The 22,028-nt window shown below is 63.4% G+C and carries 21 protein-coding genes and 1 tRNA gene; 9 read left to right on the top strand and 13 right to left on the bottom strand.

What is annotated here, in order from left to right; translation table 11 throughout:
- Positions 1-64: 64 nt before the first annotated feature.
- A complete protein-coding gene (locus CIK75_RS05565) occupies positions 65-1,252 on the top strand; it encodes an amidohydrolase (RefSeq protein ID WP_086999039.1) in 1,188 nt (395 codons plus the stop codon).
- Positions 1,253-1,282: 30 nt separating this feature from the next.
- On the top strand, positions 1,283-2,527 hold the full coding sequence (locus CIK75_RS05570; protein WP_086999042.1) for a CoA transferase: 1,245 nt from the start codon (positions 1,283-1,285) through the stop codon (positions 2,525-2,527).
- 40 nt (positions 2,528-2,567) lie between these two features.
- On the opposite strand, the gene CIK75_RS05575 is transcribed toward CIK75_RS05570, so the two are convergent.
- Both CIK75_RS05575 and CIK75_RS05580 read right to left on the bottom strand, forming a co-directional pair.
- Positions 2,568-3,725, bottom strand: coding sequence for a cystathionine gamma-synthase (locus CIK75_RS05575; protein ID WP_096223388.1), 1,158 nt, complete (start codon positions 3,723-3,725; stop codon positions 2,568-2,570).
- A gap of 30 nt (positions 3,726-3,755) precedes the next feature.
- On the bottom strand, positions 3,756-5,132 hold the full coding sequence (locus CIK75_RS05580) for a cystathionine beta-synthase (RefSeq protein WP_086999048.1): 1,377 nt from the start codon (positions 5,130-5,132) through the stop codon (positions 3,756-3,758).
- Positions 5,133-5,248: 116 nt separating this feature from the next.
- Here CIK75_RS05580 and CIK75_RS05585 point away from each other — a divergent pair, with 116 nt between their 5' ends.
- Complete coding sequence (locus CIK75_RS05585) at positions 5,249-6,277, top strand: 3-methyladenine DNA glycosylase (RefSeq protein ID WP_241895306.1); 1,029 nt, start codon at positions 5,249-5,251, stop codon at positions 6,275-6,277.
- Between the two features lie 15 nt (positions 6,278-6,292).
- On the opposite strand, the gene CIK75_RS05590 is transcribed toward CIK75_RS05585, so the two are convergent.
- Entirely contained in the window at positions 6,293-7,999 is a 1,707-nt protein-coding gene (locus CIK75_RS05590) for an AMP-binding protein (protein ID WP_086999085.1), read from the bottom strand.
- A 102-nt stretch (positions 8,000-8,101) separates the two neighbouring features.
- Positions 8,102-8,470, bottom strand: a complete 369-nt coding sequence (trxA, locus tag CIK75_RS05595) for a thioredoxin (RefSeq protein WP_086999051.1) — start codon at positions 8,468-8,470, stop codon at positions 8,102-8,104.
- A gap of 151 nt (positions 8,471-8,621) precedes the next feature.
- Between trxA and CIK75_RS05600 the strand changes: the two genes are divergently transcribed.
- Positions 8,622-9,035 carry a hypothetical protein gene (locus CIK75_RS05600; RefSeq protein ID WP_086999054.1) on the top strand — a complete coding sequence of 138 codons (414 nt, stop codon included), beginning with the start codon at positions 8,622-8,624 and terminating at the stop codon, positions 9,033-9,035.
- A gap of 102 nt (positions 9,036-9,137) precedes the next feature.
- Here the strand turns inward: CIK75_RS05600 and CIK75_RS05605 are convergent.
- A tRNA-Tyr gene (locus tag CIK75_RS05605) sits at positions 9,138-9,219 on the bottom strand.
- A gap of 182 nt (positions 9,220-9,401) precedes the next feature.
- Here CIK75_RS05605 and CIK75_RS05610 point away from each other — a divergent pair.
- Complete coding sequence (locus tag CIK75_RS05610; RefSeq protein ID WP_086999056.1) at positions 9,402-9,890, top strand: YajQ family cyclic di-GMP-binding protein; 489 nt, start codon at positions 9,402-9,404, stop codon at positions 9,888-9,890.
- Positions 9,891-9,993: 103 nt separating this feature from the next.
- Here CIK75_RS05610 and CIK75_RS05615 read toward each other — a convergent pair whose 3' ends face one another.
- The 5 genes from CIK75_RS05615 to htpX form a co-directional block, all read right to left on the bottom strand.
- Positions 9,994-10,704, bottom strand: a complete 711-nt coding sequence (locus CIK75_RS05615) for a hypothetical protein (protein WP_158225903.1) — start codon at positions 10,702-10,704, stop codon at positions 9,994-9,996.
- A gap of 316 nt (positions 10,705-11,020) precedes the next feature.
- A complete protein-coding gene (gene efeB / locus CIK75_RS05620; protein WP_198962395.1) occupies positions 11,021-12,340 on the bottom strand; it encodes an iron uptake transporter deferrochelatase/peroxidase subunit in 1,320 nt (439 codons plus the stop codon).
- A gap of 5 nt (positions 12,341-12,345) precedes the next feature.
- Entirely contained in the window at positions 12,346-13,512 is a 1,167-nt protein-coding gene (gene efeO / locus CIK75_RS05625) for an iron uptake system protein EfeO (protein ID WP_086999062.1), read from the bottom strand.
- Between the two features lie 46 nt (positions 13,513-13,558).
- Positions 13,559-14,416 carry an iron uptake transporter permease EfeU gene (gene efeU / locus CIK75_RS05630; protein WP_086999065.1) on the bottom strand — a complete coding sequence of 286 codons (858 nt, stop codon included), beginning with the start codon at positions 14,414-14,416 and terminating at the stop codon, positions 13,559-13,561.
- A 150-nt stretch (positions 14,417-14,566) separates the two neighbouring features.
- Complete coding sequence (htpX, locus tag CIK75_RS05635) at positions 14,567-15,433, bottom strand: zinc metalloprotease HtpX (protein WP_086999068.1); 867 nt, start codon at positions 15,431-15,433, stop codon at positions 14,567-14,569.
- Positions 15,434-15,679: 246 nt separating this feature from the next.
- Between htpX and CIK75_RS05640 the strand changes: the two genes are divergently transcribed.
- Together CIK75_RS05640 and CIK75_RS05645 are read left to right on the top strand one after the other, a co-directional pair.
- Positions 15,680-16,144 (top strand): Fur family transcriptional regulator, encoded by a 465-nt coding sequence (locus CIK75_RS05640; protein WP_086999070.1) that lies wholly within the window; start codon positions 15,680-15,682, stop codon positions 16,142-16,144.
- A 46-nt stretch (positions 16,145-16,190) separates the two neighbouring features.
- Positions 16,191-17,687 carry a catalase gene (locus CIK75_RS05645; protein WP_086999073.1) on the top strand — a complete coding sequence of 499 codons (1,497 nt, stop codon included), beginning with the start codon at positions 16,191-16,193 and terminating at the stop codon, positions 17,685-17,687.
- A gap of 90 nt (positions 17,688-17,777) precedes the next feature.
- Here CIK75_RS05645 and CIK75_RS05650 read toward each other — a convergent pair whose 3' ends face one another.
- The 3 genes from CIK75_RS05650 to CIK75_RS05660 all read right to left on the bottom strand — a co-directional run bounded on the left by CIK75_RS05650 (position 17,778) and on the right by CIK75_RS05660 (position 20,150).
- The gene (locus tag CIK75_RS05650) at positions 17,778-19,211 is read right to left on the bottom strand and encodes an FAD-dependent oxidoreductase (protein ID WP_096223389.1); all 1,434 of its coding nucleotides are present in this window, start codon (positions 19,209-19,211) and stop codon (positions 17,778-17,780) included.
- 197 nt (positions 19,212-19,408) lie between these two features.
- Entirely contained in the window at positions 19,409-19,705 is a 297-nt protein-coding gene (locus CIK75_RS05655) for a hypothetical protein (RefSeq protein WP_087000854.1), read from the bottom strand.
- 106 nt (positions 19,706-19,811) lie between these two features.
- Positions 19,812-20,150: a WXG100 family type VII secretion target gene (locus tag CIK75_RS05660; RefSeq protein ID WP_087000852.1), complete on the bottom strand. Its 339-nt coding sequence runs from the start codon at positions 20,148-20,150 to the stop codon at positions 19,812-19,814.
- A 200-nt stretch (positions 20,151-20,350) separates the two neighbouring features.
- Between CIK75_RS05660 and CIK75_RS05665 the strand changes: the two genes are divergently transcribed.
- Both CIK75_RS05665 and eccD read left to right on the top strand, forming a co-directional pair.
- A complete protein-coding gene (locus tag CIK75_RS05665; protein ID WP_087000850.1) occupies positions 20,351-20,674 on the top strand; it encodes a hypothetical protein in 324 nt (107 codons plus the stop codon).
- A 6-nt stretch (positions 20,675-20,680) separates the two neighbouring features.
- Positions 20,681-22,027, top strand: coding sequence for a type VII secretion integral membrane protein EccD (gene eccD, locus CIK75_RS05670; protein ID WP_087000848.1), 1,347 nt, complete (start codon positions 20,681-20,683; stop codon positions 22,025-22,027).
- Position 22,028: the final 1 nt, after the last annotated feature.

The following is a 22,028-nucleotide window of genomic DNA, read 5'->3' on the forward strand; positions in this document are numbered from 1 at the left end:
TCGCAGCTCACGGTGGGGCGATAGGCTCGGGGCATCCCGTCACCGCTTCGAAAGGGCTTCACCCATGAGTCTGCTGGCCATCATCAACGCGCACGTCGTCCCCATCGAGTCCGAACCCTATGACGGGGCGGTCATCGTCCGTGACGGCAAAATCGAGGCCAGCGGCCCAGATATCGTCGTTCCCGCCGGCGCGGACATCGTCGACGCGAACGGCCAATGGCTGCTGCCGGGGTTCATCGACGCCCACGTCCATTTGGGTATGCACCCCGAAGGGGAGGGTGGCGCCAGTGCCGACGTGAACGAAATGACCGACCCGATCATGGCGGCGGTCCGCGCCATCGACGCGGTGGATCCTTTCGACCCCGGCTTCGACGATGCGCTGGCCGGGGGCATCACCACGGTCAACGTCAACCCCGGATCCGGGAACCCGGTCGGCGGGCTGGCCGTGGCCATCCACACACATGGCCGCTATATCGACGAGATGGTGCTGCGCTCCCCCAGCGGCCTGAAGTCGGCCCTCGGAGAGAACCCCAAACGTGTTTACGGGGAGAAGAAGCAGACCCCTTCCACCCGGCTGGGCACCGCCATGGTGATCCGCAAGGCCTTCATCGAGGCACAAAACTACATGGCCAAGGCCGACTCCGAAGCCATCGATCCGCGCATGGAAGCCCTGGCGATGGTGCTGCGCCGAGAAATCCCCTGGCGTCAGCATTGCCACCGGACCGATGATGTGGCCACCGCCATCCGTTTGGCCGATGAGTTCGGTTACGACCTGGTCATCGACCACGGCACCGAGGCCCATCTGATTGCCGACCTGTTGGCAGAACGCAAGATCCCGGTGTTGATTGGTCCGTTGTTCACCACCAAATCCAAGGTCGAATTGCGCGGGCGTTCACTGGCCAACCCGGGAAAATTGCACGACGCCGGGGTAGAGATCTCCGTGATTACCGACCACCCGGTGGTGCCGATCAACTTCCTGGTCCACCAGTGCACCCTGGCGGTGAAGGAAGGGCTGGACCCGGTGACGGCGCTGCGCTCGATCACCATCAACCCGGCCCGCGTGCTCGGCCTCTCGGATCGCCTCGGTTCCATCGAAGCGGGCAAGGACGCCGACCTGGTGTTGTGGTCGGGGGACCCGTTGGACGTGATGCAGCGGGCCCAGCAGGTGTTCATCGGTGGCCGGAAGGTCATGGAGTTCGATGCCAGGACCCGCCTTCCAGTCGTCGTCGACCGGGCTGTGGCCCGCCCGTAGTTTCTCTCCACTCTTTCGAAAGGAGCCCTCGTGTCCCCCACGAATGCACCGTCCCCCTCGACCGCCGGCGGCCCGTTGGCCGGCTACACCGTTCTGGATCTGACCCGGGCGTTGGCCGGACCTCATGCCGGCATGATGCTCGGAGACCTCGGGGCCCGGGTCATCAAGGTCGAAACCCCCGATACCGGGGATGACACCCGGATTTGGGGCCCACCCTTCGTGGGTCCCGAGGACGACCCGCAGGCCACCTATTTCCTGTCCTGCAACCGCAATAAAGAATCCCTGTCCCTCGATCTCAAATCCGAGGAGGGCCGGGCCACGTTGACCGCGTTGATCCGCCGGTCGGACGCCCTGCTGGAAAACTTCAGGTCGGGGGTGCTCACCCGGTTGGGGTTCTCCATGGAGACGTTGCAGGAGCTCAACCCCCGGCTCGTCATCCTCTCCATCACCGGCTTCGGCCATGACGGTCCGGAGGCGAAGCGCAGCGGCTACGACCAGATCGTCCAGGGGGAGGCGGGGCTGATGTCCCTGACCGGTTCCGGGCCGGATGATCCCCAACGCGTCGGCGTGCCGATCACCGACCTGCTGTCGGGGATGTACGGCGCCTACGGGGTCTTGGCTGCCCTGCTGGAACGGGAGAAGACCGGTCGCGGCCAGGTCGTGCGGACCTCGCTCTTGGCATCGGCCATCGGTGTGCACGCTTTTCAGGGCACCCGGGCCACGGTCGCCGGGGAGGTCCCGAGGGCCCAAGGTAACCACCACCCCTCGATCGCCCCCTACGGTCTTTTTGCCTGCCGCGGCGGCAACGTCCAGATCAGCGTTGGTAGTCATAAACTCTGGAAGGCCTTGACCGGGGCCTTCGGCATCGATGGAGAGGACCCCGACTTCGCCACCAATGCCGAGCGCGTCCACCACCGTGAGAAGCTCATTACCGTGATCGAGGACGCCTTCAGTGCCTATGCTCCTGCCGAGCTGTTGGAGAAGCTGAACGAGGCAGGGGTGCCTGCAGGAAAGGTCAGGACCCTGGATGAGGTTTATGCCTGGGAGCAGGTGAAATCCCAGGGTCTGCTGGTCGACGTCGAGCATCCGGTGCTCGGGACGATCCAGCTGCCCGGCCCGCCGCTACGGTTCTTCGACGCGGCGACCGCCGAGGAGACCACCCGCACCGCCCATACGTCCCCTCCCCTGCTCAACGCCGATGCCGAGTCCATCCGGTCATGGCTCGAGGAGGAGAACCCCGCCCCGTCGGCCGGGGTCCCGGACGCCACGGATTAGGTTCGGCTGCCCCGCTCTGGGGGCGGGGCAGCCGGTTCGGTTACAGCTGGCTGAAGGCGCGTTCGAGGTCGGCGATCAGGTCCTGAACGTCTTCGATCCCGCAGGACAGGCGCAGCAGGTTCGCAGGAACCTCCAGTTCGGTGCCTTTCACCGAGGCGTGGGTCATCTCCGCCGGGTAGTTCATCAACGATTCGATGCCGCCGAGCGATTCGGCAAGGGTGAAGACCTGGGTGGACTCCGCAATTTTCCGCGCGGCCGTCTCGCCTCCGGTGAACTGCACCGAAACCATGCCACCGAAGCCGCTCATCTGTGATGCCGCCAATTCGTGGCCCGGATGGTCCTTCAGACCCGGGTAGAGGACCTTTTCGACTTCGGGACGGCCCAGCAGCCATTCGGCGACGGTTTGTGCGTTCCGGCAATGCCGATCCATCCGCACCCCCAAGGTCTTCAAGCCACGAGTGGTCAAGAAGGCGTCTAATGGTCCGTTGACCGCCCCGGCGGCGAACTGCAGGAAACCGATCTTCTCCGCCAGCCCGGCATCCTTGACGATCACCGCTCCGCCACCGACGTCGGAGTGTCCCCCGATGTATTTGGTGGTCGAGTGGACCACCACATCGGCTCCCAGATCCAACGGCTGCTGCAGGTACGGCGATGCAAAGGTGTTGTCCACGACCAGCAGGGCACCGGCGTCGTGCGTTGCCTGCGCGACGGCGGCGATATCGGTGATCTTCATCATCGGATTCGAGGGCGTTTCCAGCCAGACGAGGGCGGTCTGGCTGGCCGCGATGGCTGCGGCCAGCGTCTGGGGGTCTGCCATGTCCACGGGGGTATTGCCGATGCCCCAGTCCCCGAAGATGCCTGAGATCAGTCGGTAGGTTCCGCCGTAGGCGTCGTTGCCGAGCACAATGTGGTCTCCTGGGCGGGTCAGCGCCCGGATCAACGAATCCTCGGCGGCCAGGCCGGAGGCGAACGTGAAGGCGTGGGCCCCGTTTTCCACGGCCGCCAGCTGCTCCTGCAGCGCATCACGGGTCGGGTTGGTACCGCGGCCGTATTCATAGCCGTCGCGCAATCCGCCGATGCCGTCCTGGGCATAGGTGGTGGAGAAATGTACGGGCGGCACGACGGCGCCGGTGCGCGGTTCGAAGGCTTGTCCCGCGTGGATGGCACGAGTGTTGAAGCCGTTGGTCGGGCTGCTCATGGAAGTTCTGCCTTTCGCTGGAGGGGTGGGTCAGTGGTTCAGGTGGTTCAGCAGGTCCTGTCGGGTCAGCACGCCCACGGGGCCGCCGTTGTGGGTGACCAGCAAAGCGTTGGCTTCCTGCAAGTGGAGACGAGCAGCACCGATCGTTTCTCCGGCACCAATCAGCGGAATGGGATCGCCAACATGTTCGGAGACCGCCTCGGTCAAGGTGGCTGCACCGGAGAAGAGCAGGGCGGTGAGCTCACGTTCGTCGACGCTGCCAACGACTTCTCCCAGACGCACCGGGGGCTCGGCGGAGAGGACGGGCAGCACCGAGACACCGTACTCGTTCATGATGTTGATCACGTCGCGCACCGATTCCCCCGGATGAGTGTGGATCAACTCCGGCAGGGTGCCGGTCTTGCCGGCCAACACCTCCGCCACGGTCCCCTCCTCACCGTCGGTGATGAACCCATAGGACTTCATCCACGAGTCGTTGAAGATCTTCGCCAGGTAACCGCGTCCGCCGTCGGGCAGGATGACCACCACGACGGCGTCTTCCTCGAGGTCCTGCGCCGCCCGCAGCGCGGCCACGACCGCCATACCGGAAGAACCTCCGACCAGCAGGCCTTCCTCGCGGGCCAACCGGCGGGTCATCGCGAACGAGTCAGCGTCGTCCACGGCGATGACCTCATCCGGGATCGCGGGGTCGTAGTTCCCCGGCCACATATCCTCCCCGACACCTTCGACGAAATAGGGCCTTCCGGTTCCCCCGGAGTACACGGATCCGTCGGGGTCCGCGGCAATGACCCTGACCTGACCGGTGGTGCGGTCCGCCGAAACCTCCTGGAGATAACGCCCGGTACCGGTGATGGTTCCCCCGGTGCCGGCGCCGATGACCACATGGGTCACTTTTCCGTCGGTGTCGTTCCAAATCTCGGGGCCCGTGGAGGCGTAGTGGCTGGCGGGTGCCGCGGAATTGGAGAACTGGTCTGGTTTATAGGCACCGGGGATGTCCCGGACCAGCCGGTCGGAGACCCCGTAATAGGACTCGGGTGAATCCGGGGCCACCGACGTCGGGGTCACCACGACCTGGGCCCCGTAGGCGCGCAGGACATCAAGTTTTTCGGCGCCCACCTTATCGGGGGCCACGGATATCGTCTGATACCCCTTGGCTTGGGCCACCAGGGCCAGTCCGACGCCGGTGTTTCCCGACGTCGGTTCGACCACCGTGCCGCCGGGTGCCAGTTTTCCGGATTTTTCCGCGTCCTCGATCATCTTCAACGCAATCCGGTCCTTGATGGAGCCTCCCGGATTCAAGTATTCGACCTTCACCAGGATCGTGGCCCGGACACCCTCGGTGACCTTGGACAGCTTCACCAACGGGGTGTTGCCGATGAGCTCCAGAACGGATTCCGCGTATTTCATGGAACCGACTCTACCGCCGGGCTACCGCGGTTCCCGGGTCGGACGAAACCCTAAGTCATGGACCGGGCACGCACCACCGGCTGGGTCTTGGCGCGCGTCGGTGGGATCATCGGGGGATGACCCCCAGTGCAGCTCCCGGCTACCCGGCACCGGCCGCCCTGCTGCGCCCGACCGGCCCGGTGGACGCCCCGGAGGCCTACGGCCAGTGGTCCGCTCCGCGGGGATACGACCTGGCAGCGACGCTCGGTGTCCTCCAGCGGGGCACTCATGATCCGTGCACCCGGGTGGGCGCGGACCGGGCCTGGTTGTGTTTCGAAACCGGGGAGGGAGCGGCCACCTTGCTGGTGATGCTGCACCGTAGCGGCGCCCGGCAAGCCGATGGTCCCCTTGAGGGGCCGAGGATTTCCCTGCGGGCTTGGGGTCCCGGGGCCTCCCGGGCCGTCCTGTCGGCCCCTGCCTTGCTGGGCGCGGAGGATGACTGGTCAGGTTTCGACGTGGGCCCGCGGGAAGATTTACCCGACTGGATCGGCGAGGCACGACGGCGGAATCCCGGCTTCCGCCTGCCCTCGACGGCGCGGGTCTTCGACGCCTTGGTGCCGGTCATCCTCGAACAGAAGGTCACCACCATCGAAGCCCGCCACGCCTGGCGGTATCTCGTCTCCCATTTCGGTGCCCCGGCTCCCGGTCCGGCGCCCGAGGGGTTGGCGATCGCCCCCGGGGCCCGCCGCCTGCGCCTCATCGGAGGATGGGACTGGCATCGGGCCCGGGTTGACGATTCCCGCCGTCGGACCGTGCTCCGGGCGGCCGAAGCGGCAGCCGGCATCAACCGGCTCGGCGCCCTCGACCTCGCTCAGGATCCGGGTGGGAAATTGCAGTCGCTTCCGGGGATCGGCCCGTGGACTGCCGCAGAAACCGTGCAGCGCAGCCATGGTCACCCCGATGCTGTGTCCATCGGTGATTTCCATCTGCCTGCCTACGTCGGCCATGCACTGGCCGGCACGGCGACCGACGATGCGGGGATGCTACGGCTGCTGGCCCCCTACTCTGGGCATCGCCAACGCGTGGTCCGACTGATCGGGCTGACAGGATTCCGCAAATCGTCCTTCGGACCCCGGCTGGCGCCGATGGATCACCGTGACCGCTAAGGTCGGCACCGCGGGCTAGTTCCCGGCGACCATCCTGATGGCTTCCTGACGCATCTCCACCTTGCGGATCTTCCCGGAGATCGTCATCGGAAAACTGCTGCGGATTTGTACGTAGCGGGGGATCTTATAGTGGGCGATCCGCCCGCCACAGTATTCGCGCACCGTTTCCAGGGTCATCTCCGGGGCCCCTTCGTGCAGAATGATGCAGGCCATGATCTCCTCCCCGTATTTCTCGTCGGGAACACCAATGACCTGGACGTCCTGGACATCGGGGTGTCGGTAGAGGAACTCCTCGATTTCCCGGGGCGAAACATTCTCGCCGCCACGGATGATCAGGTCCTTGATTCGCCCCTCGACCCGAAGATAGCCGTCCTGGTCCATCGAGGCCAGATCCCCGGTATGCATCCATCCGTCGGCGTCGATCGCCGCGGCCGTTTTCTCTGGTTCCCCCCAGTAACCCTTCATCACGGCGTAGCCCCGCGTGCACAATTCGCCGGTCGAGCCCCGGGGAACCACCTTTCCGGAGACCGGGTCAACGACCTTGGATTCGAGTTGGGGCATGGTCCTGCCGACGGTCTGGGTGCGGCGTTCCAAGGAATCGTCGGTGCGGGTCATCGTGGAGACCGGCGAGGTTTCGGTCATTCCGTAGCAAATGGCCACTTCAGTCATGTTCATCTCGGAGATCACCCGCTCCATCACCTCCTCCGGGCAGGTCGACCCGGCCATGACCCCGGTACGCAGGGTGGTCAGGTCGTAGTCGGCGAAATCGGGAAGGGCGAGTTCGGCGATGAACATCGTGGGCACCCCGTACAGGCTGGTGCCTCCATGGGCCTGCACGGCGTGCAGGGTCTCCTCTGGTTTGAAGGCCCGCCCCGGCAAGACGGTTGCCGCCCCATGGGAGAGCGCCCCCAGGTTGCCGATCACCATGCCGAAGCAGTGGAAGAACGGGACGGGCAGCACCACCCGGTCGTTCTCGGTGTAGCCGAGCAATTCGGCGATATGGAAGCCGTTGTTCAGGATGTTGTGGTGGCTTAAGGTCGCACCCTTGGGAAATCCGGTGGTCCCCGAGGTGTATTGCAGGTTGATCGCATCATGGGGATCCAGGGACTTCAAGGTCGCTTCAAGGCTCGCCTGCGGTGTTTGATCTGCCAGCTCCAGTAAGGACTCCCAAGTGAACTCCCGTCCGGGGTTCTGGGCGACATCCGCCGAAGCATCCCATCCGGTGGGATCAAGGCCGTCCGGGCGCGGCAGATGGATCAGATCCTGCAGCGGGTTGTCCTGTGCGGCCACGGTCCGGGCCATCGCGGTGTAGTCACTGCTCTGGTCCGAGGGTGCGACGGCCAGAGCCCGCATGCCGCATTGCCCGACGACGAAGGAGAGTTCCTCCAGGCGGTAGGCAGGGTTCACATTCACCAGAATGATGCCCGCCTTGGCGGTCGCGTATTGCAGCAGCGTCCACTCGGCACAGTTCGGGCTCCAGATACCCAGCCGGTCACCGATGCCGATCCCCGCAGAAATCAAGGCTCGGGCGAGCTGGTCGGTGGCCCGGTCCATCTGTGCATAGGTCCAGCTGCGTCCCGTTGCTACCTCGATGACGGCCGGATATTCAGGGAACCGGGCCGCCACCGATCGGAAGTTCTCCCCGATGCTCTGCTCCAGAACCGCGGGAACGTTGCCCCCGTGAGTGTAGGAATCGGCGCTAGCGGGGTTCTCGGTATCCATCATCGACGGCACCTTTCAGGGATTGCGGTCCAACTGTCTGTGATCCACAACATATCAGCCCCGAGCTGGCCTCTCGCGCCCCTCCCCGAGGGACGTCCTACGCTACTGGCCGGGGGTCTGTTCGGCGAGCTGGGCATGGACTTCCTGCATGTCGATGCCCTTGACCGCCTCGATCAGGTCATCGAACTGGGAGGACCCGATGGCGCCGGGCTGGGAAAACACCAGCACGCGGTCGCGGAAGGCCATGAGCGTGGGAATCGAGGTGATCCCCGCCGCCGCTGCTAGGCCTTGCTCGGCTTCGGTGTCCACCTTGGCGAAGGTGATGCCGTCATGCTTTTCCGAGGCGGCGGCGAAGATCGGGGCGAACTGCTTGCAGGGTCCGCACCAGGAGGCCCAGAAATCGACGAAGACGATGTCGTTGTCCTGGATGGTCTGCTGGAACTGTTCTTCGGTGATGTCGATGGTAGCCATACCTCCACGGTAGCCTCCCGTCCTGCCGCATGTCTGCCCCGGCGTCGTTCGGTGGAGGGGTTTTCCACAGCTTGGCGCTCCCCCTGTGCCGGGCCATGGCATCTACCTAGGCTCATTTCTAGAGGGAATCGACCCTGAAGGAGGAACGCACATGCCACGCTGCACACTGCTGTTCGTGATTGAAGGTGAACTTCTGCGGGAGTCCATCCGGGCCAGCTGCGAACTGGCCGATGAATATCAACGACTCATGCCTCAGGTGATGGAGGTATCCAAGTCCGAGATTTTTGCTGTCGGTGAAGCCCCACGAATCCAACGACGCATGCGGCTTCCCCATCCGCTGGACGACTGCTCCTCGGCTGCCACGAGCGCCGGCCCGATCCACGCCCTCTGGTCTCCTGCCGGGTGGTGGACCCCTGGCGATTGTCCCCCGGCTCCCCCGGATTCCAATGGTGCGACCGCGTGGCAATGGGCCCACTATGGGACCGTCATGAAAGCCAGTCGGGATGCACATCTCATCCTGTGGGATCTGTACATCAGGCACGTCGGCAACGAGCTGGCCGCCTGAAGCTCGTCACTTGACCTATCTCTGCGCGGGCCGGTTCCGGACATGAGAAAACCCCGGACTCGTGAGTCCGGGGTTTTCAGCGGTCCGCGCTGGGACCGTGGGTGGCAGATACTGGATTCGAACCAGTGAAAGCGATGCTAGCTGATTTACAGTCAGCCCCCTTTGGCCACTCGGGAAATCTGCCCGAAGTTCCGTAATGGAACGAGTAGAAACTTTACCGAAATTCCTGCCAAGAATCGAATCGGCTTTCCAACCGGGCTCCGGCGACGTGCTGAAGCCTGGCTCCCGGCGCCTTGATGGGGTGCCCCAGTGCGCCCCTGCCGATAGGCTGGAGGCCAATGCAGGAAATCAACTTGAGGAGGACTTGTGGCCAGTGAATCCACATTCGATGTCGTGAGCAAGGTCGACAGCCAGGAAGTTTCGAACGCGATGAACCAGGCCCAAAAGGAGATCTCGCAGCGCTATGACTTCAAGGGCGTCGGAGCCGAACTCGACTTCAGCGGCGACAACATCTTGTTGAAAGCCAGTTCAGAAGAACGTGTCAAGGCAGTGTTGGACGTCTTCCAGTCCAAACTGGTCAAGCGAAAGATCTCATTGAAGTCCTTGGACGCGGGCGAACCTTACGCCTCGGGCAAGGAGTACCGGATCGAGGCCTCCATCAAGGAGGGGATCGCCCAGGACGTCGCGAAGAAGATCAATAAGCAGATCCGTGACGAAGCACCCAAGGGCGTGAAGTCCACCATCCAGGGCGACGAGCTGCGGGTCTCTTCAAAGTCCCGCGATGATCTGCAGGCGACGATGGAGATGCTGCGCAAATTCGAGGATGTTGACTTGCAGTTCGTGAACTTCCGCTAGCTCTTCACCTCACGCACGCTGCGGGGCCGCCGTCCTGCTGGATGGCGGCCCCGCAGCATCTGGGCTTCAGGTTTAACGAGAGATCAGTTGATGGCCCCGGCCGTTAGTTGTCCGTCTCCGGTGGGGAGGTCAACGTCAAGGTTTCGCCGTCCGGACGCGGGATTTCAATGCCGCCCAAGTCATCGGCGGTCTCAGTACCCATGGCGAGCGTGATCGAGTGATCAACGTTGTCCATGATTTCCACGGGTGGCCGGAGGTCCTGATGGTTTCCGGGGATCGCCAGAATGGTCTTTTTCACTTGTGGCATCTCCATGTCCGGTGGGAGCAGGTGGGCCACCAGACCATCAGAGCCCTCGCCCTGATCCACGCGTACTGAGAGCCCCTGTTGCTGGACCTCCGGAATCGTGCTGCATTGGATTCCGGGGCTTCCGTAATCCACCGGGGTAGCATCCCCGTGGCCCGGGGTCGCCCAGGCGATGAAGCAGAGGTTGTCCTCCGAGTCGGTGGCTATAAATTGTGCGGTATACGACGAACTACCCAGCCAGCGAACACTGTCGCGGTTGATGTTTCCGAGGTCGGCCTTTGCGGGCAGCTGATCATCCTCACCCGGTGTGCGTTTCAGGGCGGGGTAGAGCTCTTCCGCTTGGGGTGGGGGCGTCTGCTGCGCTGTTTCGGTTGCCGGTCCAGAGGAATTACTTCCCTGGACTTCGCTCGAGCTGGCTGGCGCGGATTCGGGTTCTGAAATACAGGCGCTGCTACCGACGAGAACAGCTCCCACCGACAATGTGCTGATGATGAGTCTTGCGTGTTTCACAATCATCGTCTCCTGAGCGTTGTCGCGGACCTACCGTCGTCTCCGTAGGACCGCACCGTGCGTTAATTGCCGCCGTTTTCCAATGATTCAACACACTGAGTCTAGGAAGTTACTGCCGCCACTTCAATGATGCATTACTACGGAATACCAGTGACAGTTTTTGCTCCTGCCTACGAGTGTTTGCGTTATATGGCGCACCGTCGGGTGCTGTCAGGAGCAGCGGCGCGGGTATGGGACAGAAGCAACGGATCAATCTCGCGTGCACCCACTCGCGAGAGACCTCCGGCCACTCATGAAACCTGGCTTCGACGCGATTTTACGTCGCTGACTTGAACAGGCCTTCGCCCAGGTAGCCATCCGGGTCGGTCACCCCTGGGGGAACGGCAAAGAGACCTGACCCCGTGTGTTTCAGATACTCAACCAGTAGATCGTTCTTGGCCATGGCCATTTGCATCGGCACGTAGTGGGTACGCGGATCCACCACGTAGGCAATGAAGAACAGACCAGCGTCGAGCCGCCCCAGACCATCGGAGCCGTCCGTGTAGTTGAATCCGCGGCGCAGCATCCTCACACCCCCGTTCCGGCTCGGATGGGCCAGGGCGACATGTGAGTCCCCCGCAATCAATGGACCTGCGGAACCCTTCATATCGAAGTCGGGTTCGTCGAACTCGGCGCCGCCCGAAAGGGGTGCACCTTCTCGTTTGGTCCGTCCGATGTCCAGTTCTTGTTCGCGCAACGAGGTGCGGTCCCAGGTTTCAATGTGCATCCGGATCCGGCGAGCCACCATATAGGTCCCGGCATTCATCCACGCTTGTCCGCCCGTGGCCCCTGAGACCCACACGTGGTCGGCCACGGCCTGGGTTTCCTGCGATTTGACGTTCGCGGTCCCATCTTTGAAGCCGAAGAGGTTTCGTGCGGTGACCTGGTCGGTCGAGGTGGAGGACGTGCGTCCGAAGCCGATTTGGCTCCACCGCACACGAGCACGACCGAAGCCGATCCGCGCCAGGTTGCGGACGGCGTGGACGGCGATTTGCGGATCGTCGGCGCAGGCCTGGACCACCAGATCACCATCACTACGGTGTTCTTCCAGCGCGTCACCGGGAAAGTGCGGTAGCTCGATCAGCGCCTCGGGCATCCGATCGCCCAACCCGAAACGGTCCTTCCCTCCGTGGGTGAAGAGGCTGCGTCCAAAGCCGATGGTCACGGTGAGGTGGCTCGCGGGAAGATCCAACGCTTCGCCGGTGTCCTCCGGTGGAGCGTCATAGGCGCCCCCCGTGGCCCCCTTTGGGCCCCCGACCGGCTGGCCAGCGGTCATCGATTCGATCGCGGCCGTCCAATCCTTCAGCAGCGAGATCAGCTCGTCTCGGTCAGCTGTCGTGACGTCGAAGGCGGCCGTATGCATCCGGTCCTGTGCTTCGGTCTCGATTCCCGCCTGGTGCTCCCCCCTGAAAGGAACGACGTCTTGTTGTGCTTTCGGAGTGGAAACACGTTCCACGGCGGCGGCCCCCGTGGCACCTGCTGCAGCACCGACCACGCCGCCGATGCCTGCGGCTGCGAACAAGGTCCGGCGTCGTAGACCACGGGCCGGCGGCCCCTGCTCCTGGACCGTTGCCTCTTCGAGGTGTTCTTCCTCCACGGCTGCTACTTCACCACCGCGGCGGTGAGCCGGGATAATGGTTCCGCCAAGGCGTCGACGCCAGCGGCGAGTTCCTGGGTCTGGGTTTCGGTCAATTCGTCGAAGTACACGAACCCGTCTCCACGTTTGTACTGGTCCAGGAGCTTCTGCAGCGCGGTGAAGTTCTTTTCGAGGCTGGCATCGAGCTTCGCGTCGTCCTGGTCGAGCAACGGTTTGAGATCCTCGTAGGCGATGCGGGCCCCGTCGACGTTGGCTTGGAAGTCCCAAAGATCCGTGTGAGACCAGATCTCCTCTTCACCGGTGACCTTCCCCGTGGCCACCTCGTCAAGGAGTTCCTTGGCCCCGTTGGCCAGCGCATCCGCAGTGAACTCGACTTCCAGGGTGCGGGCCTGTAGCTCCTCGGTATCGGCGACCATCTGGTCGGCGATCTTCTGGCGTTGGGCGGAACTCATGTCCTGATAGTCGCCCTTCGGCGGCCACAGGTCCTTCTCCGCCCGGTGCCAACCGGTCCACTCCTGCCCCGGCTCCAGATCGGCTTCTCGGGCGTCAAGGATCGGGTCCAGGTCGCCGAATGATTCGGCCACCGGCTCGATGCGTTCCCAGTGCATACGCGTCGATGCGTAGAGCTTCTTGGCCTGTTCCGTGTCACCTTCCGCGAAGGCCCGGGCGAACTTTTTGGTACCTGACAGCAGCTGGTCGGTCTGATCCTTGACGTAGGCGCTGTACTGCGTGGTGGCGGTCTCCTGCAAGGCAGCCCGGTCGGCGCTGATCTCCTCGCCCTCGGGCACCGGTCCCACAGCAAAATCCGCCCGGATGCCGTCGCCGACCATGCCTGGTTTGCAAGCAGTAGCGTAATTTCCTTCCGGAGCCACCACCACCAAGTCCCGGCTCAGACCGGGCCCGATATTCTCCACCTCTCCAATAATGCGCAGACCGTCTTCTGCCAGCAGATAAAATTCGGTGACCTGGGATCCTTCGTTTTTTACCGAGAATTTAAGCGTTCCCCCGGGCACGCTTTCGGCGCTCACCTCGCAGGTGTCATCGGTGCTGGTCACCGCAATGGTGCCGTCCTCGCCACCGGCTGCGGTCGCATTGTTATCGGTGCAACCGGCCAGAGTGAGCGCGGCTACCGCTAGGGCGGCGATAGCGGGGAGGGCGCGGTTGGAGGTCATGGGGATCCTTGTAGGGTCGAGGCGAATTCGCGGAGGCGACGTAAATTTAGGCGTTTGAACCGACGGCGGTATCGGCCGATGAACTCGTCCGGGCCTTCGGGCTCCCGCGGCGCAGGCCCCGGAAGTAGAAGTAGAAAACGGGGACGACATAAGCTGTCCATGCGGTCGCCTCAAGCCAGGTGGTGGCCGGGGAGAAATTGAAGACCCCCTTGAGTACGGTGCCGTACCAACTCGAGGGCGGGATGATGTGGGAGACGTCGAAGGCCAGGCGATGCAGCCCCGGTAGGATGCCGGCTTCCTGCAGATCGTGGATGCCATAGGCCAGGACACCTGCAGCAACGATGATCAACGCCGCGCCGGTCCAGCTGAAGAACTTGGCGAAGTTGATCTTGACGGCACCGCGGTGGATCAAGGCGCCCAGGACGACGGCGACGGCGAGGCCAAGCCCTGCACCGGCGATGGGTTCCCACGTCTCGCCGGTGGCGCGGGCTGCAGCCCAGATGAACAGGGCAGTTTCCAAGCCCTCCCGGCCAACGGCCAAGGCGGCAACGAGGACGAGCACCCAGGCCTTCCCATCGGCCGCGCCGTCTACTTTATGGCGCAGGTCGGTGGCCATGGACCGTGAGGTCCGGGCCATCCAGAAGATCATCCACGTGACGAACCCGACGGCGACCAGGGAGAGGGTCCCGCCGATGGCCTCTTGCGCTTCGAAGGTCAGGCCGCGCGGGCCGAAAGTCAGCAGCGCCCCGAAGGCCAGCGATACGGCTACCGCGACGCCGACACCTGCCATAATCCGCGGTACCAGATGGGTCCGCCCGGTCTTGCCCAAGTAGGCCAAAAGGAGCACGACGATCAGAACGGCTTCGAGCCCTTCCCGCAGGCCGATCAGAAAATTCGCGATCATTATGGTGCTTCCGGATGGGCGTCAAAGTGTCTAGGTAAGCCTTACCTATGCCCATGACGATACGCAACCCTTGCCCAATGACCAAACGGGCGTTCCAGGGTCAAGGACCTGCCAACGCCCACCCGCCGTTGACGTCAGTGATCCATCCGGCTATTCCAGCGGGCGACCTGCCATCTTTTCCAGCCGGGCAATCCTGTCGGCCATGGGCGGGTGCGTAGCAAAGAGCTTCTTCGCGCCACCGAGGAAAGGATTGGCGATCATGAGGTGGGAAGTGTTGACCAGGTTCTGCTCCTCGGGCAACGGGGCCCGCTGGACTCCCGTTTCAAGCTTTCGCAACGCAGAAGCCAGGGCCAGCGGATCGTTGGTCAACGTGGCACCGTCTTCGTCGGCGTCGTATTCACGGGTCCGACTGATCGCCATCTGGATCAGCGCCGCTGCCAGCGGGGCCAGCAACGCTGTCGCGATCATGGCCAGTGGGTTGGCATTGCGGCGGTCACCTCCGCCGAAGAAGAGCATGAATTGGGCCACGGAGGTCACGACCCCGGCGACCGCGGCCGCCACCGAAGAGGTCAGGATGTCCCGGTTGTAGACGTGCATGAGCTCATGCCCCAGCACTCCGCGCAGTTCACGTTCGTCCAGCAGGTTCAGGATGCCCTCGGTGCAGCAGACGGCCGCGTTTTGCGGGTTCCGACCGGTGGCGAACGCATTCGGGGCCGCCGTCGGGGAGACGAACAACCGCGGCATCGGCTGGCCGGCACTAATGGAGAGCTGGTTGACGATTCGGTACATCGCCGGCTGCTCCTGCTCGGTCACCGGATAGGCCTGCATGGAGCGGATGGCGATCTTATCGCTATTCCAATACCCATAGGCCGTGGTCCCCAGCCCGATGAGGGCGAAGATCCAAATGAACGACGAGCGGCCCGTCCCGGAGGCGATCAGCGATCCGATGACCAACAGCAGGGCGAACATGCCGCCAAGCAGGGCGGCCGTCTTGAGACCGTTGAAATGGTTGTGCACCGGGTTCCACTCCTTGATAGTGCTTCTGACCATCGAGATGACGGCCGGGTTAACTGGTTAACGGCCCGCTTTCCCCCGGTGTTCCGGATGAGCCGCGGATCACACCGCGGGAGAGCCGGAGTAGCGGGCACACCGACCCTTGATCCTATGACACCCTCCGGGGCATCACACAGCCCCCTTGATCAATGGCGGTCGACTTAGCGTGCCCTATCTTGACTTCATCAAAATAGGGAGTTGAATAGGGGTATGGATCACACGGAGCAGCTACACGAATTGGGACTGCGCGTGACACGCCAGCGCCTGGCCGTGCTGCGCTTCTTGGAAACGAATCCGCACTCCTCCGCCGACACGGTGGCTTCCGGGGTGCGTGAGGAGTTACCCGAGGTGTCCATGCAGTCCGTCTATAACGTGCTGAACGACCTCACGGCGCTGGGGATGTTGCGGCGGTTTACTCCGCCCGGCTCCGCGGCCCTGCACGAGACGCGCGTGGACGACAACCACCACCATGCGGTGTGCATGGCCTGTGGACGGATCGAGGATGTCGAGTGCGCGGTGGGCCACGCCCCCTGCCTCTCTCCCTCCGATACGCATGGCATGAACATCCAGATCGCTGACGTGGTCTATCAGGGGGTATGCGCTTCCTGCAGGGAATCTGCGCAGGCCACCGAAGTTGCCGGTTCCGGGGCTCCGGTTCCGGAGAACGTCGCCTGAGACCGCCCAGCCATCGACCAGAAACCATCACCTGAAGGAGAACCTCTTGTCTGAGAACTTCACCACCACACAAAGCGGTGCCCCCGTCCCCAGCGACGCGCATTCGCTGACCACCGGCGCCAATGGCGTCACCGCCTTGCATGACCGTTACCTGGTCGAGAAGCTGGCCTCGTTCAACCGCGAACGTGTCCCGGAGCGCAACCCGCACGCCAAGGGTGGCGGCGCTTTCGGCGAACTGACCATCACCGAGGACGTCTCGAAGTACACTCGTGCCGCGGTTTTCCAGCCCGGTGCGAAGTCCGAGACCCTGGCCCGCTTCTCCTCCGTGGCCGGCGAGCAGGGCTCCCCCGACACCTGGCGTGACGTACGTGGATTCGCACTGCGTTTCTACACCACCGAAGGCAACTACGACATCGTCGGCAACAACACCCCGGTGTTCTTCATCCGCGATGGCATCAAGTTCCCGGACTTCATTCACTCGCAGAAGCGCCTGAACGGCTCAGCCCTGCGTGATGCCGACATGCAGTGGGATTTCTGGACCCTCTCCCCCGAGTCCGCACACCAGGTCACCTACGTCATGGGCGACCGCGGCCTGCCGACTTCCTGGCGTGAGATGAACGGCTACGGTTCACACACCTACCAGTGGATCAACGCCGAAGGCGAGCGCTTCTGGGTGCAGTACCACTTCCAGTCCCGCCAGGGCGTCCACAACATGAACAACGAGGAGGCAGAGAAGCTCGCGGGCTCCGACGCCGACTTCTACCGCCGCGACCTGTACGACAACATCGAGGCCGGAAACTTCCCGACCTGGGACGTGTTCGTGCAGATCATGCCGTACGAAGACGCCAAGACCTACCGCTTCAACCCCTTCGACATCACCAAGGTGTGGCCGCACGCCGACTACCCGCTGGTGAAGGTCGGCCACTTTACGCTGAATCGCAACCCGCAGAACTTCTTCGCCGAGATCGAGCAGGCCGCCTTCTCACCGTCGAACATGGTTCCGGGCACCGATATCAGCCCCGATAAGATGCTGATGGCCCGCGTCTTCTCCTACCCGGATGCCCAGCGCAACCGCATCGGAACGAACTACAACCAGTTGCCGGTCAACCAGCCGCACGCTGCCCACGTGAACACGTACATGCACGAAGGCAACATGCAGTACCACTTCAACGACGCGACGACCCGCCCCTACACCCCGAACTCGTACGGTGGAGCGGCAGCCGAGCCGGAGCGTGCCGGCGAAGGCAGCTGGGAAACCGACGGCACGCTCGTTCGTGCCGCGCAGACCCTGCGGAGCGAAGACAGCGACTTCGGCCAGGCCGGAACGCTGTACCGTGACGTTTTCAGCGCCGAGTCCAAGGAGCGCTTCCACGACAACCTACTCGGCCAGGTCGCAGGAATCACCCGTGACGACATCCGTGAGCGCTTCTTCCAGTACTGGACGAACGTGGACGAGAACCTCGGTCAGATTCTGCGCGATGGCTACGCAGCAGGCAATCAGGGCACGACCGATGGCGCGTCGGAGCAGTCCGGCAAGGCCTAAGCACCCCGCCACCGGTACCCATCGGTGACCCGCAGAAAAGCCCGGGATCCCTTCAAGGGGATCCCGGGCTTTTCTCGTGGCCTCGCGGAACTACTGTTGCTGGGAGATGCGCACCATCTCGTCGCGCTCCACCACTTTGACCCGCTCGCGGGACACGGGCCCGCGGCTGGTTTCCACCGTGCCTGCCGCCTCGCCCAGCGCATGCTCATGGGCGTCCAGCGCGACCCAACCCTCCCAGGTCGTATAAGCGACTTCGCGTTCCGCGAGTAGTTCGATGATCGCCTGCTCATCGGGGTGTATCGCGGCGGGCAGTTCGAGCCGATCCTCGAGCAGGTTACCAATGGTTTCCAGGGCATCACCCTTGGTGCTTCCGATCAGGCCCACCGGCCCCCGCTTGATCCACCCGGTGGCATACAGTCCCGAAATCTTCTCCCCGTCATCGTGCAGGACACGGCCGCCCTCGTTCGGAATCACGCCACGGTTCGGGTCGAATCCGACCTCCGCGAGTTCCGAGCCGAAGTAGCCGATGGCCCGGTAGACGGCCTGGACGTCGTAGTCCACGATGTCCCCGGTCCCGCGCACGTTACCGGTGCCATCGAGTTCCTGGCGTTCGAATCGGATGCCTTCAACGGCCCCGTTGTTCCCGGTGATCTCCACCGGGGCGTGCAGGAAGTGCAGATGCAGTCGCCGCGAGGCAGGGGTCCTGGTACCGGCCTCCTCGGCCTCTTCACGGTCTTCCTGCTCGATGAGCCAGTTGGTGAGGGTGTTGACCATGGTCTTGGCCTGGTTGTTGGTTTTGATCGTCTCATCGGAGGCGGCATCGAATTCGAAGTCCTCCGGGTAGAGGACGATGTCCACGTCCTTCGAATGCGAGAGTTCGCGCAACTCCAACGGGGTGAACTTCACCTGGGCGGGGCCGCGACGGCCAAAGATATGGACATCGGTCACCGGGGAGGCCGCCAGGCCCGCATGCACGTTATCCGGGATCTCGGTGACCAGCAGGTCCTCGGGATGTTTGGAGAGCATCCGGGCGACGTCCAGGGCGACGTTCCCGTTGCCGATGACCGCGATCTGCCGCGCGTTCAGGGGCCAGGTGCGCGGGACGTCGGGGTGCCCGTCGTACCAGGAGACGAAGTCCGCGGCCCCGTAGGCGCCGTCGAGTTCCATGCCGGGGATGTTCAGGTCGGCGTCCTGGATGGCCCCGGTGGCGAAGATGACTGCGTCGTACATGTCTCGAATATCGGCCAGAGTGATGTCTTGGCCATAGTTGACGTTTCCCAGGAAGCGGATGTCCCCGCGGTCCAGGACCTTATGTAGCGCCTTGACGATGCCCTTGATCCGTGGATGGTCCGGCGCGACACCGTAGCGGATCAACCCGTAGGGGGTCGGGTACCTGTCGAAGAGGTCGATGCTGACCTCGAACTCTCGTTCGGCCTTGGTCAGGATGTCCGCAGCGTAGACGCCAGCCGGGCCGGCGCCGATGATGGCGACTCGCAGCGGACGATCAGCAGCAGGGTTGGACACTGTTTTTCCTTTCGGCGGTACTCCTGGGATGTGTCACTCCGGAGAGGAATTAACACACAGCCACCTAGTCTAATTGCACTCACGCCGCCCCGCGTATTTGTGTGGGAGCGCACACACTCATGGGGCGGGTGACCGACCGGCCACCCGCCCCATGACGGACCTCAACCGCAGCGTGATAAACCGCGATCCTTGAGCAATTAGCTCCAGATGCCTTGGACCTTCCCGCTGGCGTCCTTGGCGGTCACGGAGTTTTCTCCCAAAAGCTTCCGCGCCCGATGTACGAGCTGGAGAGTTTCATTGGCGGCATCGATCCAATCCTTTTCGACGCTGGAGTAGGCATCTCCCGAGTTGCTGTCCTCCCAGTTGTCCTTGACGAATTTCGTCTGGGATTCGCGGTCGCCGATGATGCTTTCAATACGTCCGGCAATGCGGATGATGTCGCCTTCGGCGCGCGAGGCGGCGTCGCTGTCAAACTGAATGAGGTCGTCTGCCATGTTCAAATCCTTTGCTGTGGGTCCGTGCCGGACCGGTATATCGGGCTAGTGAGGCGATACCGCCCCGTCAGCAGCGCCCCGAGGCACTGCGAAGCACTGGCTACTGCTAGAAGCGGAAGTTCGAGGTTTTGGCTCCGGACGCCTGGTTTTCGGCTTCCTTGCCGCCGGCTTCGAAGTCGTCATCCATCTGGACGTAATGCTTGGCACTCTCCGCCTGGCCCTGCGAGATGCCCGAGAGGGCCTTGACGAGGTCCTGCTGGACCCGCTGGGACTCGGCCATGAAGTTCTCGTAGGAGACCGCACCGTTGCCCTTGAAGGTGGTCTTCAGATCTTCGACTCCATCGACCAGTTCCTCGACCAACCGCACCAGCTCATCACCTGAACCGCTGGCCTCCTCAGCCGCCTTGCCGATGGCATTGACATCCATCTTTCCCTTAAAGCTCATATCCCTGTTACCTTTCCTCGATGCGGGGCGGACCCTCGCTGTCCGTGCCTTGCTTGCTACCAGCTAACGGCACGGCGATAAACAGGGTCAAGCGTCCTGCATGGGGAGAACTACCCATGCTCCCGGTTTTCTGCCATTTTTCATCCATTCACCTGACATGATGGACTCACACCAACACATCGTTAGATCGAGAGGGAACCGTGGCGACTGAATTCGACAACCAACTCATCGAGTCGGTCGCCGTCCGTCGCAACCGGGTTACCGATGCCCTTCTCTATGGTGAGAATCCGACCGAGCGCCGCTGGAAGGCGACGACTAAGCAGTTCCTGTTCAGCCTCGTCGCCGCGGCACTGATCACTGCCATCTGCATCGGGGTCTCCTTCGTCTCAAACATGCTCGCAACCCGGGCCGCGGAAAAGAAGCAACGGCAGGATCAGATGCAGAGCTCTGCCATCCTTTTCTTGGCGCCTAACCAGTCAGCCTGGCCCTCGCCCAGCCCGAGCCCCGGAAGGATGGGGAACTAGCCCGTCATGGCCCAGCCCTACACACGCGTGACCCTCGTGGGAGAACGCCGCAATGCCGACCTCTTGCTGCCCGCCACCGAATCCGTGGGAACACTGATGCCACAGATCCTGGACCTGCTCGGAGACAGCCCGGGCGACTCCGTCGCCACCAAGGTTCTCCTGACCGCCACCGGGGAGCCCATCCCCTCGCGGGAAACGTTGACCCAAGCGCAGGTCGTCGACGGTGCTCGCCTCACGCTCGTCAGCAACAGTGAAGCCCCACCACCTGCCGTCGTCTATGACATCTCCGATACCGTCGTCGAGCAATCCCGGGAAGTGCGGGGTTCATGGGACCGCACCCATCTGGTGACCGCATCGGGGATCTTCGCCGCGTTGGGGCTCTGGCTCGCCCTGGATATCTTGCTGGGAAGGTACCTGCCTGAGGCCCGTTGGTGGATCCTGCTCGCTGTGGGGGCCGGGCTCCTGGCATTGGGCGCTTCGGTATCTGCTGCGTCCCGGCCCGTCTCCTCTGCCCTGATGGGCGCGGGCTGGGGTGCGGGCATGATTGGCCTGCTTCATTGGTCCGCTACCCCCTCGTTGCGACTGTTATTGGCCGCTGCGGGCACCGCCGCTTTCGTCGCCTGCTTGGCGACGGTGCTCAAACATCCACGAGCCGTCCTGTTGGGCGCCGGTGTTCTGGGGACGCTGACCGGCATCTGGGCCGTGGCCCTGCCCTTGGCCCGTTGGGCATCGGCCAGTACCGATACCGACCTCGAGGTCGGCGTCGGCGCCATCGCGGCAATTTGTTCCATCCTCATCATGGGTCTACTGCCGGCCTTGGCACTGTCACTGTCGGGTTTGTCCACCCTCGACGACCAGCGGGCCAAAGGCACCTCCATCTGGCGCCGAGATGCCATCACCGCCATCCGCTCGGCCCATGCCGGACTCACCCTGGCCACCGTGGCCGCTGCCATCTCCGCTGCCGTCGGGATGTGGTTGGTCGCCACGGATGATCGGCATCCCGTGTGGACACTTCCCCTACTCCTGGCTCTCGCATTGGCAACCCTGCTGCGCTCCCGGGCCTTCCCTCTGGCTCTGGAACGCTACGCGCTCTATGCCGCCACGGGCATCGGGGTCCTGGCCGGCGCAGGGGCACTGACTCGGTTGAACGAAGACACCGTGTGGATCGTCGGGCTGTCCATCCTGGTGCTGGCCGTCGTGATCGGCCTGGGCTTGGCGGTGGATCTGCCAGACCATATCGAGGCACGAATCCGGCAGATCTGCGAACGACTCGAAACCCTGGCCATAGTCGCCACGATCCCCCTGCTCATCGGCTACTTCGGCGTCTACGCCCAAATGCTGGACACGTTCTAGC

Origin of the sequence: Glutamicibacter sp. BW78 (assembly GCF_002332245.1) — a bacterium.
Taxonomy (GTDB): domain Bacteria; phylum Actinomycetota; class Actinomycetes; order Actinomycetales; family Micrococcaceae; genus Arthrobacter_H; species Arthrobacter_H rhombi_A.